Below are 14,691 nucleotides of genomic sequence, written 5' to 3'. Positions count from 1 at the left end.
CTCGTCATGCGAAGAGACCTCGGCCACCGCGTGCGAGGATGAGGCGTGCCCACGGTCACCGCTCTCTTCCGCTACCCGGTCAAGGGCTTCACACCCGAGGCGCTGACCGCTCTCGAGATCGACGCCGACGGTCGCGTGCGAGGCGATCGGGTACTGGCCTTCCGGTTCGCCGACGCCGTGACGCCCGATTCCGACGGCGGGCTCGACCACTGGCCGAAGGAGCGCGGCCTCTCGCTCATGCGCTTCGCCTCCCTCGCGAGGCTGCGCACGACGTTCGACGCCGCAGAGCGGCGCCTGCGCATCCACGACGACGAGGAAGGCCTCGTGCTCGACACGGTCCTCGACGATGAGGGTCGCCGAGAGGCGGCGGATGCGATCGGCGGGTGGCTCACCCGCACCACCGACGCCCGTCTTCTCCGTGCGGACGGCGTCATGCCCCTCCACCTCATCGGCGACGGGCTGACCTCGCGCTTCCAGGACCGCGCCCGCGGATATGTGTCGCTGCACGGAGCCGCGTCGGTGCACGCGGTGGCGGATGCCGCGCCGGTCGCCATCGACGATCGCCGTTTTCGATCGAACATCGTCATCGGAGACACCCACGCCTGGGAGGAGCTGAGCTGGTGCGGATCGCTGCGCATCGGCGGGATGGAGTTCGACATCGAGCGGCCCATCGGCCGCTGTGCGGCGATCACCGTCAATCCCGACACGGGCGTTCGGGATGCGCGCCTCCTCGGCCTGCTCACGAAGGAGTTCGCCCAAGCGGAGCCGACCCTGGGCGTTCTCCTGCTCCCCCGACACGGTGGCGGGACCATCCGGGTCGGAGACGACGTCACTCCGCTCTGACGTCCGCGTCGGTCCGAGCGCGAGCGCGGGAGGCCTCCGGGCGCACGAGGATCCAGCCGGCCACGCTCGCGGCGATCGCCGTGAGCGCTCCCCCCGCGAGAGCCGGGAACTCCCGCCAGTCCGACGGCATGTCGGCCGTCGCCCAGAAGAACACGATCAGGGCGGCGACCGCGAACGCCGGGGGGAGCACCCACATCGCCTCGCGGAACGTGCCGCGGGAAAACCGACGGGATCGGCGGACACGGACGACAACCGCGGCCAGCACCGCGAGTGCGAGAGCCGCGGCGGTGAGGACGCCGACGAGCACGATCGGGAACACCTGGGACAGGCGATGCTGCGTCCACCCGGCCCGGTCGACGGTGAAGGACCCGGCGGGGAACTCCAGCAGGACACCGAGGCCGGAGTAGGTGCCGGAGGTGGGATATCCGTACTCCCCCTCGGCTGTCTCGAGCACGTGAGTGACCACGGACCCCTCCGTGATCTGCTCCTCGGTCAGAGTCCCGCTGGCGTCAGAGTCCGGGAGCCCACGCTCCAGCTCCTCGACGGCCGTGCCGAACGGGAATCCCGATTCCCGCCAGTCCCGCGCCTCCTCGGCGGTGTCCGGGTCCTCCCGTAGCCACCCGGCGGACAGTGCTGTCTCGGCGAGGTCATCCGGAATGGCGATCGAGACGCGTGCCGACGGCGCCGAAGGATGCCCCCATCCGCTCTCCCACCCGTCCAGCAGCGCACTCCAGCGGATCCGCTGCACCGTCTCTTCGTCGTGTCCCGACACCGGCGATCCGACGCCGACGGTGACCGGATGCTCGATCGCGTACGCGATCTCGACCGTATGCTCGCCCTCCAGCACCCGTGGCAGAGCCGTCGAGACCTCTGTCTGGGCACCCACCCGCGAGGCGCTGTAGTCGACAGCGTCGCCGTCGACGCGCACCGCGGCAACCTCGAATCCGATGTCCTGGCCGTCCACCTCGGCCGGGAATCGCTGGGCGAACTGCGGCACGCGCGCGGCCCCCTCCTCGAACGTCACGTCGACGCGCTCCGTGACGACCAGGACCGGTTCGCCGGCGACGAGCTCGATCCTCGCCGCGATGTCCACCGCGCTCACCTGCGTGTAGAGGGTTCCGGCCGCGGCGAAGTCCCAGGATGCACTCGTCCCTCCCCGTTCGTACGGGTTGGGCACGATCGCGATCACGCCCACGGCGCCGACGACGACGAAGACCGCCAGGACGCGGATGAGAAGCCTCGGCCAGGTCAGGAAGTCGCGCGTGCGCCAACGCCGGAGATCGTCGGCGCCGAGCTCGTCGGCCACGCGCGCGAAGACGACCTCGCCGGTCGGCCTCGGATCACCGGTGAGGACGGCGTAGGGAAAACCTCGATCGGTCAGCGGAGAGCGCGCGATCAGCTCGGTTCGTTCGGCCTGAAGACGCACGCCCAGCAGATGCTGTCGAGCGAGGGCCCCCCGACGAGTCAGCGGGCGCGCCGACAGCGCGATCCAGAAGATGGCCGCGGTGAGCACGAGCGAGAGGGCGACGAAGGCGACCGGCCACCACACGATCGCGAGCGTGGCCTGGTGGGAGAGCTGCCGGACCAGTCCCAGCTGCAGGAGTGACAGAGCCGGCGGAGCACACAGGAACGCGTCGCGCACGAACCCTCGGGGGATGCGGCGGTATCCCTCCCTCAGCTGCGCGCCGCGGGCGGGATCGAGCCGGAAAGCCGCCGCCGCCCGGAAGCGGTCGCCGAACCGGCCGGTCCGCGCAGCCGCACGCCCCACCGCCGCCAGGTGCTCGGCGCGGCGGCCGCCACCGAGGCGATCGATCGCGAGGGCGAGTTCGCGCGTGCGGACCGCACCCAGAAGCTGAGCCGCGGTGCGCACATCCACGCCCTCCGGCGGATCGTGCTGAGCGACGTACCACGGCCGCCCTCGGGCATCGCTCCAGGCGACCGCCCGCGCGGCAAGGGCGAACAGGAGCGAGACGAGAAGGATCGCGAGCGGAACGAGAGGGCCGAACGACTGGACGAGGAAGAGGGGCGAGGGCGGAGGCATCGCGATGGTGCCGGCGGGGAAGACGAGGGTGAACCATGCCTGCGAGTGCGGGGGCATGTTCTGCTCGAGCGTGAACGCGTACGTCACGCTCGACGGCGGGGAGTCCGCTTCCGGCTCCAGCCACTCCCCGCCGCCGACGAGGCTCCACGCGGCCGCCCCTCGCGGGCTGCGCACGAGCTCGGAATCGAGGTGCTCGGGCAGCGTGACGCTCACGTTCAACACCGCCATGCCGTGCGGCCAGTCCGGACCGAGCACGCTCCACTCGACGATGTCGGCGTCGCGGCCCGTCGCCGCGTCGATCCCCGAAAAGGCGAGGTCGTGGAGGCGATAGCGCAGCACGAGGGTGTGATCACCGGACAGCTCGTGGCCGGCATCGACCTGCACGCGCAGCTGATTGCCGGTGTCACGCACCGCGGGTGCCACCGCCACGCCGTCGAGCGTCACCTCGATGACCTCCGTGCGCAGATCATGCCCCTCGTACTGCGTCGGCAGCGTGCGCGCGATCGTCGATCGATCGAGGTCGTCGGGAAAGAGCGCCGTGATGGTCTCGGTGACCTCGGCATCCAGATGGCCGTCGCTCTGCGGCAGCAGCGTGTAGGCGGCGTCGAACTCGCGGGCGATCCAGCTGTCGGTCGCGCTCTCAGCGGAATCGAGCAGGTCATCCAGCGTCAACGGCGGGTTGATGACGGGACCCACCAGGAGGAGCACGCCCACCGCGGCGACCAGCGCCCAGCCGCCGCGCAGCGTCCAGCGCAGCCGCGCGCCGCCGTGCGACCGCAACCATGCCTCCGTCGCCAGGAGCCAGCGCGACAGCAGCGCCCACAGCGGCGTCGGGCGAGGGCGCGTGTCGTCGACGCGATCCGCGGGGGGCGCGTCGGAGGATCCGGGGTTCTCCACGCCGGTCAGAGCGCGAGCAGAAGAGCGATGGGCAGGATGACGGCCGCCGCGCCGACGACGAGTCCTGCCGCGGCCGGGAAGCGTCCTCCGCGCCCGAGTTGATACAGCCGGAACCCGAACGCGCTGCACGCCACGGCGGGCACGCCGACGAGGATCGACAGGCCGGGACTGATCACGCTGAGCAGCATCGCCACGATCGCGAGCACGAGCCCGGCCACCGCGACGGGATTGGTCACGCGGTCAGGGGCTGAAGCGTCCGGCTCGTCGTCGGTCACCCTCCGAGACTACGCGGCACGCGGTGCGACCGGTGGATCAATCCACAGACGCGGCGAGCGCGCCGCCGGCGTGGGCGATCTCGGCGAGGGCGCGGTCGCTCGAGTCGGGCGCGACCCCGGCGACCAGGTCGGTGAGCACCCGCACCCGTCGACCCGCGGCGATGGCATCCAGGGCGGATGCGCGAACGCAATAGTCGGTGGCGATGCCGACGACGTCGATGTCGAGCACGCCGTGCTCTTCGAGCAGCTGCACGACCGTGCGGCCGTCGTCGGTCTCGCCTTCGAACAGCGAGTACGCGGGCTCCCCCCTGCCCTTCTTGAGGTGATGGCTCACACCCGTCGTGTCGAAATGGTCGTCGTATTCGGCGCCCGCCGTTCCGGCGACGCAATGGACGGGCCACGTGTCGACGAAGTCGGGCTCGCCGTCGGCGAAGTGACCGCCGTTGTCGTTGTCGCCGTCGTGCCAGTCCCGCGACGCGACGACGATGACATAGTCGTCGCGATGGGCGGCGACATGCTCACTGATGCGGCGGGCGACGTCGTCACCGCCTTCCACCCCGAGGGCGCCGCCCTCGGTGAAATCGTTCTGGACGTCGACGATGAACAAGGCCGTGCTCATTCTTCGAGCGTACGCCGGTACTCCGCTCGTGTCAGGGCGTGGCCGTCGTCGGCCGTGAGTTCCTCCGCCGGCTGCCCGTCATCCGACGAGCCCGCTCCGGATGCGCCGCCGCGCGCCGAGTCCTCGCGCCGCGCGAGCTTCGAGGGCCACCAGATCGCCCGGCCGATGTCGTACGACAGCGCGGGAACGAGAAGGGAGCGCACGACGAAGGTGTCCAGCAGCACACCGAACGCCACGATGAAGGCGATCTGGGCGAGGAACAGGATCGGGATGACCCCGAGCGCGGCGAACGTGGCCGCCAGAACGAGGCCGGCGGAGGTGATCACCCCGCCGGTGGCGACGAGTCCGCGCAGGATCCCGCGCCGTGTGCCGTGGACGAGCGATTCCTCCCTCACTCTCGACATGAGGAAGATGTTGTAGTCCACGCCGAGGGCGACGAGGAAGACGAATCCGTACAGCGGCACGGCCGGATCGGCGCCCGGGAAGGCGAAGACGCCGTTGAAGACGAGAGCCGATACGCCGAGGGCCGATCCGAAGGAGAGGATGACGCTCGCCACCAGCAGCACCGGGGCCAGCACCGCCCGCAGGAGCAGCATGAGGATGACGAGGATCACCGCCAGGACGACCGGGATGATCACCGTCCGGTCGCGGATCGAGGTGTCGTTCGAGTCGATGTCGGTCGCCGTCACCCCGCCGACGAGGGCCGTTCCCTCCCCCAGCTCCTCGTCGTACGCGATGCGCAGGTCGCGCACGGTGTCCTCCGCGGCGACCGAATCGGCTGCGTCGGTGAGGGTTCCGATCAGGAGCACGTCGCCGTCGGAGAGGGTCGGCTCCGGCGCCGCGGATCCCGGGGGTCCGAACGCCTCGATCGTGGCCTCGCCGCCATCGACGACGACACCGGCCTGGCCGGTGGGCGAATCCTCGCTCGCGACGGCGACGGCATCCACACCCTCGTTCTCGTCGAGCACCTCGGCGGCCGCGCCCAGATCGGACTCGGGGACGATCACGTACACCGGGCTTCCCGACCCTGCCGGGAAGTGCTCGGCGAGCACGTCCTGCCCATCGCGCGCCTCGGAGGCGCCGAGCACGAGGTCGCTGGTGGCGACGCCGTCGGCCTTCAGCTGCGTGACGCCCACGGCGGCGGCGAGAAGGACGACCGTGCTGATGATCCAGACGGGGCGCGCGTGACGCGCGACCAGGCGCGCCTGCCGCTGCCAGAATCCGGCGACCGGCTGGGTCAGATCGTCGGGGATCTGCGCGGGAGGCGCCTTCGGGATGAACGGCCAGAATGCTGCTCGACCGAACAGCGCCAGCAGCGCCGGCAGGAAGGTCAGGGCGGACAGCATCGAGAAGACGATGCCGATGGAGGCGATGGGACCGAGGGCGCGGTTGGTCGCGAGGTCGCTGAGCAGCAGGCACAGGAGTCCGGCGATCACGGTGCCGCCGGACGCGAGTATGGGCTCGAACGCCCCGCGCCAGGCCCGCAGGGCCGCATCCCAGCGCCCGAGTCCCTCACCCGCGGCCTCGCGGAACCGGGCGACGTAGAGCAGGGCGTAGTCGGTCGCCGCGCCGATCACGAGGATGAAGAGGATGCCCTGCACCTGGCCGTTCAAGACGAAGACGTCGGCGAACGCGAGCCACCACACGACCAGCAGCGCGACGCACAGCGCGAACACGCTCGTGAGCAGCACGAGGATCGGCAGGAGGGGGGATCGATAGACGATCACGAGGATCACGAACACCGCGATCAGGGCCACCGCGAGGAGCAGGCCGTCGATGCCGAGGAAGCCCTCGGTGAGATCGGAGGTGAACCCGGCCGGGCCGGTGACCCAGCCCTGCATGCCGTCGGACAGGTCCGCCTCGATGAGGTCGCGGATCTCCTCGACCGTCTCGCGCACCTCGCCCGACGAATCGATCGGCACGAAGATCTGCGCCGCCTCCTCGTCCTCCGACACGATCGGCGGGGAGACGCCGTCCACGACGCCGGGAAGGTCCGCGATCTCGTCGGAGAGATCGCTGATCTCCGCGTGGTCGTCGTCGGAGAGGGCGCCGTCGCCGGTGACGACCACGACGGCCGGGATGGTGTCGTCGCCGAGGAAGTCCGGCAGCCGTTCGGAGACCTGCGTGGCGTCGGCGCTCTCGGGAAGGAAGCTGGACTGGTCGTTGGTGGCGACCTCGTCGACCTTTCCGAAGTACGGGCCCCCGATGGAGCCGCCGATGAGCCAGACGAGAACGAGGACGATCGGGATGCCGACACGCGCCCATCGTGGGGGCGTGCGTCGGACGTGCTGCGGCGAGGACATATAGCTAGCCTATCTAGCGATATCCGTCCCAGACGGAGGCCCGTAGGCTGATCCCGATGTTCGCCGCGCTGATCGCCTTCACCGGGGCCCTCGTCTACGGCTCCGCCGACTTCCTCGGCGGGCTGGCCGCACGACGTCTGCGGTCCATCGTCGTCACCGCGGTCGCAGCCGCCACCGGTCTCCTCGCCCTCCTCGCCGCCCTGCCGCTCGTCGGCGGCGCTTGGCTGAGCACCGATGTGATGTGGGGACTGCTCTCCGGCATGCTCGGCGTCGTCGCCATCGTGCTCCTCTACGCGTGCCTCGCGATCGGGCCGATGAGCATCCTCTCGCCGCTGACAGCCGTCGTGACGGCGATCGCCCCGATGTCGTGGGGGCTGCTCGTTCAGGGCGAGGCCTTCAGCGCCCTGGGCTACGCGGGGCTCGCGGTCGCGCTCGCCGCGGTCATCCTGGTGGGATTCATCCCCGGCGAGGAGGTCGTCCGCCCGAGCCTCCGCGGCCTCCTGATGGCCCTGGGCGCCGGCGCCGCGATCGGCGCGTTCCTCATCGCGCTCGATCAGACCAGCGAGGCGAGCGGTCTCGTTCCCCTCGTCGTCAACCGCGCGACGAGCACCGTCATCACCGGCGCCGTGGTGCTCGGCATGGTCGTCATCGCCCGGCGGCGCGGGCGGCCGGCGACGCACGCTCTTCTGCCCGTCGGCGCGCGCGTGGGTGCCGCGCCGAGCGGCCACGTCGACCTCGAGCACGCCGGCGGGGCCCCGACCGCGGCTGGGCGCGTTCCGCAGATCTCACCCTGGTGGCTGGCGATCGGATGCGGGCTGCTCGACGTGGGAGCGAACGTCGCAGCCCTCCTAGCGCTGCGATCGGGCGATCTCGCGGTGGTCTCCGCCCTCACGGCGCTCTACCCCGCCGGCACGATCCTCCTCGCCGCGCTCGTGCTCCGGGAGCGCGTCGCGGGCGTGCAGTGGATCGGCCTCGTTCTGGCGCTCGTCGCCGGCGGGATGCTCGCGGTCGGCTGACGCGGTCACCCGCGCACGAAGATCAGCGCGATCGAGACGCCGAGCGACACGACGCCGACGCCGAGGAACCCCACGGCGAACCAGGTCACGGCCCGCACGAGCGGCGAATGCGCGGTAAGGCGCAGGCGGTCACGGCTCCCCTGGCGGGCGAAGGCGTCGGCGGTGTCGTCGTGACCGATCGCCTGCTCCTGCTCCGCGGTCAGCACGGCCTGACCGACACCGTCATCGCCGAACCAGCGAGCGACCCGACCCTCGGGTGCGTCGTCGATGACGATGCGCACGGGTCGCCACGTGCCGTCGACGAGATAGAGGATGAGCGCGAGCCCGGCAACCAGAGTGCCGACACCGAATCCGAGCCACGCGAAGATCTCGGCGACTGTGTCGACCGCTCCGTGCATCGGCGATCCTCCGGTGGAGAGGGCGACAGGGGCCGCGGATGCGACCCCCTTCGCGTCTGAGCCACCTAAGGGAATCGAACCCTTGACCTATTCATTACGAGTGAATCGCTCTGCCGACTGAGCTAAGGTGGCGCGCCCCGCTTGCGCGATGCACGATCAACGATCTTACAGCCTCGTGAACGCCGCCGCGAACCATCGGCGCCGGGTCACTCGCAGGTGATGTCGCCGTCGGGGACGGTGCCGTTCAGGAGATACGCGTCGACGGCGTCATCCACGCAGGCGTTCCCCTTGTTGTAGCCCGTGTGACCCTCACCCACGCGCGTGATCAGAACGCCGGACGACAGTTGATCGGCAAGCGCCACCGACCATTCGTACGGGGTCGCGGGGTCGTTGGTCGTGCCGACGACGAGGATGGGCGCCGCGCCGTCCGCGGTGATCTCCTCGCGCACCCCGGTCGGAGCGGCCGGCCACGCATCGCAGGGGTCGGGGCCCGACCAGTACGGCGCGATCGTCGGCGCTTCGGCGGCGATGAGGTCTTCCGCCGCCTGCTCCTCCGCGTCGGTGGCGTCGTCGGGGTAGTCCAGGCAGTTGTAAGCGCGGAAGGCCTCGGCGGAATTGTCGGTGTACTCGCCGCCCTCCCGGCCGTTGTAGAAGTCGGCGAGCGTGAACGCGAGGGTCGGGTCGCCGGCCAGAGCGTCGGTCAGCGCCTGGGTGAGGAAGGGCCAGCTGTCCTGGGAGTACAGGGCGGCGATGATCCCGGTCATGAGCGAGTCCGCGCCCAGCTGCCGCCCGTCCGCCGCGGGCAGGGGCTCGGCGTCGACGGCGGCGAGCAGGATTCCGAGGTCGGCCATGGCATCGTCGACCGAGCCTCGGAAGGGGCATTCCTGACCATCGAGGCAATCGGCCATGTACGCCCGCAGCGCGGACTCGAAACCGAGGGCCTGCGTCGTGCCGACCTCGAGTCCGGAGATGGAGGGATCGATCGCGCCGTCGAGCACGAGGCGCCCGACCTTCTCCGGGTAGAGCTTGGCGTACGTCGCCCCGAGGAATGTTCCGTAGGAATACCCGAGATAGTTCAGCTGCGCGTCGCCCAGCACGGCCCGGAGCACGTCCATGTCGCGAGCGGCGTTGTCGGTGGTGATGTAGGGCAGGATGCCGTCGCTGCCCGCCTCGCATGCATCCGCGAACTCCTGGTTGCGCTCCTCGAGCTCCGCGGTCCAGCCATCGCTTCCGCGCGGATCCTCCGGGATGTCGTACAGGTACGCATCCATCTCGGCCGCGTCGAAGCAGGTCACCGCCGTGGACGCGCCGACGCCGCGCGGGTCGAATCCGACGACGTGGTAGGCATCCACCACCTCTTCGCCCACGGCGAAGGTCAGCGAGTCACGGATCAGCGAGACACCGCTCGACCCCGGCCCGCCGGGATTGGTCAGCAGCGACCCGATCGGGTCTCCCGAGGTCGCCCGGTGGCGGATGACGGACAGCTCGATCTCGCCCACGGTCGGGTCGTCCCAGTCCAGCGGCACGGCGACGGTCGTGCAGTCGAACTCCGAGCCGCACGCGGCCCAGTCGAGTGTCTGCTCGTAGAACGGCAGCAGCTCGGCCGCCACGCCGTCGGTGTCGGGAGCCGCGCTCGTGGTGGGGGCGGCCACGCCGCCCTCCTCGGGGATCATCGCGTACAGGCATCCGGTGAGCGTGAGGCTCGCGACGGCGATCCCGCCGACGACGGCGCCGACGCGACGCATCAGGGTGGTCTTCACGGTGTCCTCCCGCTGGCGACGGTGACCAGCAAGCTCTCGAGGGCCAGGGTGGGGTTGACGTTCTGTTCGAGGTTGCGCCGCGTCTCGGCGATGCGATCCAGTACCACCAGGGCGCGCCGCGGGCCCCAGGTCTGAGCGAGCGCGCGCAGTTCCGACTCGAGCTCGCGGTTGATCATGTCCGCCTCGCGCTCGAAGGCCAGCATCACGACATCGCGGTACATCGACTGCAGATCGGTGAGCACCCGGTCGATGCCGTCGCGCAGACTCCGGGTCGCGCGACGCTTCTGCTCATCCTCGAGCGCGGTCACCTGGGAGCGCACGGCGGGCGGCAGTGCGGCACCGTCGGCGACCCCGAGCGTGCGCCGCAGGTCGGCGCGCTCGGCCTCGTCGCGTTCCGCGGTGAGCGCCTTCGCGTCGTCGGTGGCCGCCTGCACGATGCGCGCGGCGACCTCGACCGCGTCGCCGACCCCGCGCACGCCGAGCACGCCGCGAAGGGTTTCCTCGCGTCGCGCTCGGGCGGCCACGTCGGTCGCCAGACGCTGCGCCATGCCGATGTGCCGCTGGGCGTGCCGCGCCGACTGCTCGGCGACCCCGGGATCGGCGCCGGTGCGCTGCACGATCAGGCGGGCGACGTCGTCGACCTCCGGGTCGCGGAGCCGCAGGGTGCGCACCCGCGAGCGGATGGTCGGGAGCAGATCGGCGTCGCTCGGCGCGCAGAGCACCCACACCGTGTGGTCGGGTGGTTCCTCGAGGGCCTTCAGCAGCACGTTCGAGGTGCGCTCGGCCATGCGATCCGCGTCCTCCACCACGATCACGCGGTGCCGACCGAGCGACGGCGCGTAGAAGGCGCGTTCGACGAGCTTGCGCGCCTCGTCGATGCGGATGATGACCTGCTCCGTGCGCAGCGCCGTCAGATCGGGATGGGTGCGGGCGAGCACCTGCCGCATCACCGTCTCGTCGCCGGGCTCCGCGATCAGCGCCGCCGCGAACGCGTAGGCGAGGGTCGAGCGCCCGGAGCCGGGGGGTCCGGTGATGAGCCACGCGTGCGTCATCGCCGTGGGATCCGCCGCCGCGGCCCGCAGGATCTCCACGGCGTCGGGCTGGCCCCACACGGCGTCCCAGGGAAGCGGTGCGGGATCGACGACGTCGACGGGAGACACCGGGTCGGCCGTCGCATCCATGGTCGTCAGCCTAATCCGCCGCGCCGACGTCGCCGGAACGCGCCTCGAGGAGGACTGCCACCCGGTCGCGGACTGCACCGGCGATCTCCCCGGCGGGGCGCGTGGCGTCCACGACGAGGAAGCGGTCCGGCTCGGCGGTGGCCAGCGCGAGGAACTCGGCGCGCACCGCGGCGTGGAAGACCTCCTTCTCGGCCTCGAGGCGATCGAAGGGCTTGTCGTCCGCATCCAGCCGACTGCGCGCGAGGTGGGGATCGAGGTCGAGGAGCACCGTCAGGTCGGGTAGGAGCCCCTCGGTCGCCCACAGGGACAGGTCGCGCACCTCGTCGCGTCCGAGCACGCGCCCGGCGCCCTGGTAGGCGACCGACGAGTCGAGGTAGCGGTCCTGGATGACCACATCGCCTCGCTCGAGCGCGGGCCGTACGAGCGTGGCGATGTGGTGCGCACGGTCGGCGGCGTAGAGGAGCGCTTCGGCGCGAGGGGCGACCTCGCCCCGATGGTGCAGCACGATGTCGCGGATGAGGGCGCCCACCTCCGTGCCGCCGGGTTCCCGGGTACGGACCACGCTCGCCCCGCGATCGGAGAGCCATTCCGCGAGCAGCTGGGCCTGTGTCGTCTTGCCGGCGCCGTCGCCGCCCTCGAGGGTGACGAAGAGTCCGCGGGTCACGACTTCTTCGAGGTCGTCTTGCGCGACGTCGTCGCCCGCTTGCGCTTGGGGGCCGGGCCCTTGGCGCGCTTGTCGGCGAGGAGCTGCACGGCACGCTCGAAGGTGACCGCCTCGACATCTTCGCCGCGGGGAATGGTCGCGTTCGTCTCGCCATCGGTGACATACGGCCCGAAGCGGCCGTCGCGCAGCTTGATCGGCTTGCCCGAGGTCGGGTCGGCCTCGAACTCCTTCAGCGCACTGGCGGCGCGGCGCGCGCCGTACTTCGGCTGCTTGTAGATCTCGAGTGCCTGCTCGAGGGTGACGTCGAAGAGCTGCTGCTCACTCTCCAGCGTGCGCGAGTCGGTGCCCTTCTTGAGGTACGGACCGTACCGCCCGTTCTGCGCGGTGATGGGCTCGCCGCTCTCCGGGTCCTCGCCCACGGTGCGCGGGAGCGACAGCAGCCGCAGCGCGGTCTCCAGATCGACGGTGTCGACCGACATCGACTTGAACAGCGACGCGGTGCGCGGCTTGGGGGCGTCCTTCTTCTTGGTCGCGCGCTTCTTCGGGGCCTCGGCCTCGGCGGGAGCCGCCGGCTCCTCGGGCTCCGGCTCGAGCTCCTGCACGTACGGCCCGTAGCGCCCGTCCTTCACGACGATCTGCTTGCCCGTGTCGGGGTTCACGCCCAGCACGCGGTCGCCGGCGACGGGCGCCTCGATCAGCTCGGTCGCCTTCTCGACGGTGAGCTCATCCGGGGCCAGGTCTTCGGGGATGTTGACCCGTCGCGGCTCGCCCTCCGGGTCCTCGGCGTTCGGCACCTCCAGATAGGGCCCGTACTTGCCGAAGCGCAGGGTCGCCACGTCGCCGATGGGCGTGGAGTTGAGCGCGCGGGCGTCGATCTCGCCCAGGTTGTCGACGATGTTGCGCAGTCCGACGTGCGCGTCGGATCCCCAGTAGAACTCGTGGAGCCAGTCGACGCGCTTCTGCTCGCCGCGGGCGATCGCATCGAGGTCGTCCTCGAGCGCCGCGGTGAAGTCGTAGTCGACGAGATCAGCGAAGTGCTGCTCGAGCAGCCGCACGACGCTGAAGGCGAGCCAGCTGGGGATGAGCGCCTGACCGCGCTTGGAGACGTACCCGCGGTTGAGGATGACGTCGATGATGCTCGCGAACGTCGAGGGGCGCCCGATCCCCTTCTCCTCGAGCGCCTTGACGAGGCTCGCCTCGGTGTAGCGCGGCTTGGGAGAGGTGGCGTGACCCTTCGGCTCGACCTCGGTCAGGCGCAGCACGTCTCCGACCGCGAGCTGCGGCAGCGACTGGTCGGCCGCCTTGTCGGCGTCGCCGTGCTTCTCGTCGCTGCCCTCTTCGTAGGCCTCGAGGAAGCCCTTGAAGGTGTAGACCGTTCCCGAGGCCGTCAGCTCGACCCGGCGCCCGCCGGCGTCGACCTCGAGCGTGACCGTGGTGGTCTCGTACTTGGCGTCGGCCATCTGGCTGGCCATGGTGCGCTTCCAGATGAGGTCGTACAGGCGCTGCTCGTCGCGGTCCAGCTCGCCGGCCACCGACGACGGAGTGCGGAAGTCGTCGCCCGAAGGACGGATCGCCTCGTGCGCCTCCTGCGCGTTCTTGGAGTTGCTGCGATACAGCCGGGGGTTCGCAGGAACGGCCTTGTCGCCGTAGAGACTCACGGCCTGGGCGCGCGCCGCTTCGACCGCCTGCTTCGACAGCGCGGTCGAGTCCGTTCTCATATAGGTGATGAACCCCTTCTCGTACAGGCGCTGCGCCACGCTCATGGCGTGCTTCGCGCTCATCGAGAGCTTGCGACCGGCCTCCTGCTGCATCGTGGAGGTGGTGAACGGGGCCTTGGGGCTGCGGGTTCCCGGCTTCGCCTCGAGGTGGGAGACGGATGCGCGCGACGCGGTGCGGATGGCCTCGGCGAGGTCGTTCGCCTCGGTCTCGCTGAGAACGAGAACCGCCTTCTTGAGCTCACCGCGGTCGTCGAAGTCGGTGCCGCGCGCGAGGGCTCCCCCGTCGATGCGCACCAGCCGTGCCGAGAAGGCCTTCTCGGGGTCGGTGGCCTCGCGCAGCGTGACCGCCGTCGCGTCGATCCCCCAGTACGACGCCGAGACGAACGCCATGCGCTCGCGCTCGCGGTCGACGACCAGGCGCGTCGCGGCCGACTGGACGCGACCGGCGGAGGTTCCCTGCTGCACCTTGAACCACAGCACGGGGCTGACGTCCCAGCCGTAGAGCCGGTCGAGGATGCGCCGGGTCTCCTGCGCGTCGACGAGCGCGAGGTCGAGCTCGCGGGTGTTCTGCACCGCGGCACGGATGGCGTCCTTGGTGATCTCGTGGAAGACCATGCGCTTGACCGGGACCTTCGGCTTGAGCGTCTCCAGAAGGTGCCACGCGATGGCTTCGCCCTCGCGGTCTTCATCGGTGGCGAGCAGGAGCTCGTCGGCCTGCTTCAGCGCCCGCTTGAGCTCGGTGACCGTCTTTCGACCCCGCTCGCTCTCGACGTAGTACGGATCGAAGCCGTTCTCGACGTCGATGGAGTACTTGCCGTAGGCCTCTTTCTTCTCAGCCGGGATCTGCTTCTTGTCCGCGAGATCGCGGATGTGCCCGACCGAGCTGAGCACCTCGTAGTCATCGCCCAGGTATCCCTGGATCGACCTCATCTTGGTCGGCGACTCGACGATGACGAGCTTCTTGCCTGTGGCCAAC

General features: G+C 70.5%; 11 protein-coding genes and 1 tRNA gene. 2 read left to right on the top strand and 10 right to left on the bottom strand.

Going from position 1 to position 14,691, the window contains the following annotated elements:
* Nucleotides 1-45: 45 nt before the first annotated feature.
* Entirely contained in the window at nucleotides 46-843 is a 798-nt protein-coding gene (locus tag B3S45_RS08895; protein ID WP_286719856.1) for an MOSC domain-containing protein, read from the top strand.
* Here the strand turns inward: B3S45_RS08895 and B3S45_RS08890 are convergent.
* Genes B3S45_RS08890 through B3S45_RS08875 form a run of 4 tightly spaced genes read right to left on the bottom strand, consistent with a single transcriptional unit; the run spans nucleotide 830 to nucleotide 6,978 of the window.
* Nucleotides 830-3,781, bottom strand: coding sequence for a DUF2207 domain-containing protein (locus B3S45_RS08890; RefSeq protein WP_286719853.1), 2,952 nt, complete (start codon nucleotides 3,779-3,781; stop codon nucleotides 830-832). The genes B3S45_RS08895 and B3S45_RS08890 overlap by 14 nt on opposite strands.
* A 5-nt stretch (nucleotides 3,782-3,786) precedes the next feature.
* Nucleotides 3,787-4,056, bottom strand: a complete 270-nt coding sequence (locus B3S45_RS08885) for a hypothetical protein (RefSeq protein ID WP_286719851.1) — start codon at nucleotides 4,054-4,056, stop codon at nucleotides 3,787-3,789.
* A gap of 37 nt (nucleotides 4,057-4,093) precedes the next feature.
* Nucleotides 4,094-4,675: an isochorismatase family protein gene (locus B3S45_RS08880; protein WP_286719849.1), complete on the bottom strand. Its 582-nt coding sequence runs from the start codon at nucleotides 4,673-4,675 to the stop codon at nucleotides 4,094-4,096.
* Nucleotides 4,672-6,978 carry an MMPL family transporter gene (locus B3S45_RS08875; protein ID WP_286719847.1) on the bottom strand — a complete coding sequence of 769 codons (2,307 nt, stop codon included), beginning with the start codon at nucleotides 6,976-6,978 and terminating at the stop codon, nucleotides 4,672-4,674. Before B3S45_RS08875 ends, B3S45_RS08880 begins: the two co-directional genes overlap by 4 nt.
* A 56-nt stretch (nucleotides 6,979-7,034) precedes the next feature.
* Here B3S45_RS08875 and B3S45_RS08870 point away from each other — a divergent pair, with 56 nt between their 5' ends.
* A complete protein-coding gene (locus tag B3S45_RS08870; RefSeq protein ID WP_286719845.1) occupies nucleotides 7,035-7,994 on the top strand; it encodes an EamA family transporter in 960 nt (319 codons plus the stop codon).
* 5 nt (nucleotides 7,995-7,999) lie between these two features.
* On the opposite strand, the gene B3S45_RS08865 is transcribed toward B3S45_RS08870, so the two are convergent.
* The 6 genes from B3S45_RS08865 to topA all read right to left on the bottom strand — a co-directional run bounded on the left by B3S45_RS08865 (nucleotide 8,000) and on the right by topA (nucleotide 14,690).
* Nucleotides 8,000-8,392, bottom strand: coding sequence for a hypothetical protein (locus tag B3S45_RS08865; protein WP_071044427.1), 393 nt, complete (start codon nucleotides 8,390-8,392; stop codon nucleotides 8,000-8,002).
* Nucleotides 8,393-8,451: 59 nt separating this feature from the next.
* Nucleotides 8,452-8,524 (bottom strand) — tRNA-Thr (locus B3S45_RS08860).
* A gap of 74 nt (nucleotides 8,525-8,598) precedes the next feature.
* Nucleotides 8,599-10,137, bottom strand: a complete 1,539-nt coding sequence (locus tag B3S45_RS08855) for an alpha/beta hydrolase (protein WP_286719977.1) — start codon at nucleotides 10,135-10,137, stop codon at nucleotides 8,599-8,601.
* 11 nt (nucleotides 10,138-10,148) lie between these two features.
* Nucleotides 10,149-11,333, bottom strand: a complete 1,185-nt coding sequence (locus B3S45_RS08850; protein WP_071044426.1) for a DNA polymerase III subunit delta' — start codon at nucleotides 11,331-11,333, stop codon at nucleotides 10,149-10,151.
* 10 nt (nucleotides 11,334-11,343) lie between these two features.
* Nucleotides 11,344-11,997: a dTMP kinase gene (gene tmk, locus B3S45_RS08845; protein ID WP_286719842.1), complete on the bottom strand. Its 654-nt coding sequence runs from the start codon at nucleotides 11,995-11,997 to the stop codon at nucleotides 11,344-11,346.
* Nucleotides 11,994-14,690, bottom strand: coding sequence for a type I DNA topoisomerase (topA, locus tag B3S45_RS08840; protein ID WP_286719840.1), 2,697 nt, complete (start codon nucleotides 14,688-14,690; stop codon nucleotides 11,994-11,996). The genes tmk and topA overlap by 4 nt, the downstream gene beginning before the upstream one ends.
* Nucleotide 14,691 lies beyond the last annotated feature (1 nt).

Source organism: Microbacterium sp. UBA1612, from assembly GCF_002321605.1.
In the GTDB taxonomy this organism is placed as follows: domain Bacteria; phylum Actinomycetota; class Actinomycetes; order Actinomycetales; family Microbacteriaceae; genus Microbacterium; species Microbacterium luteum.
The sequence above is the reverse complement of the archived record's forward strand: the minus strand, read 5'-3'. Positions and strand labels throughout refer to the sequence as shown.

Coding starts and splice junctions, on each gene's coding strand:
- B3S45_RS08880 (WP_286719849.1), bottom strand. CDS start 4,675: ATGAGCACGGCCTTGTTCATCGTCGACGTCCAGAACGATTTCACCGAG.
- B3S45_RS08875 (WP_286719847.1), bottom strand. CDS start 6,978: ATGTCCTCGCCGCAGCACGTCCGACGCACGCCCCCACGATGGGCGCGT.
- B3S45_RS08870 (WP_286719845.1), top strand. CDS start 7,035: ATGTTCGCCGCGCTGATCGCCTTCACCGGGGCCCTCGTCTACGGCTCC.
- B3S45_RS08865 (WP_071044427.1), bottom strand. CDS start 8,392: ATGCACGGAGCGGTCGACACAGTCGCCGAGATCTTCGCGTGGCTCGGA.
- B3S45_RS08855 (WP_286719977.1), bottom strand. CDS start 10,137: ATGCGTCGCGTCGGCGCCGTCGTCGGCGGGATCGCCGTCGCGAGCCTC.
- B3S45_RS08850 (WP_071044426.1), bottom strand. CDS start 11,333: ATGGATGCGACGGCCGACCCGGTGTCTCCCGTCGACGTCGTCGATCCC.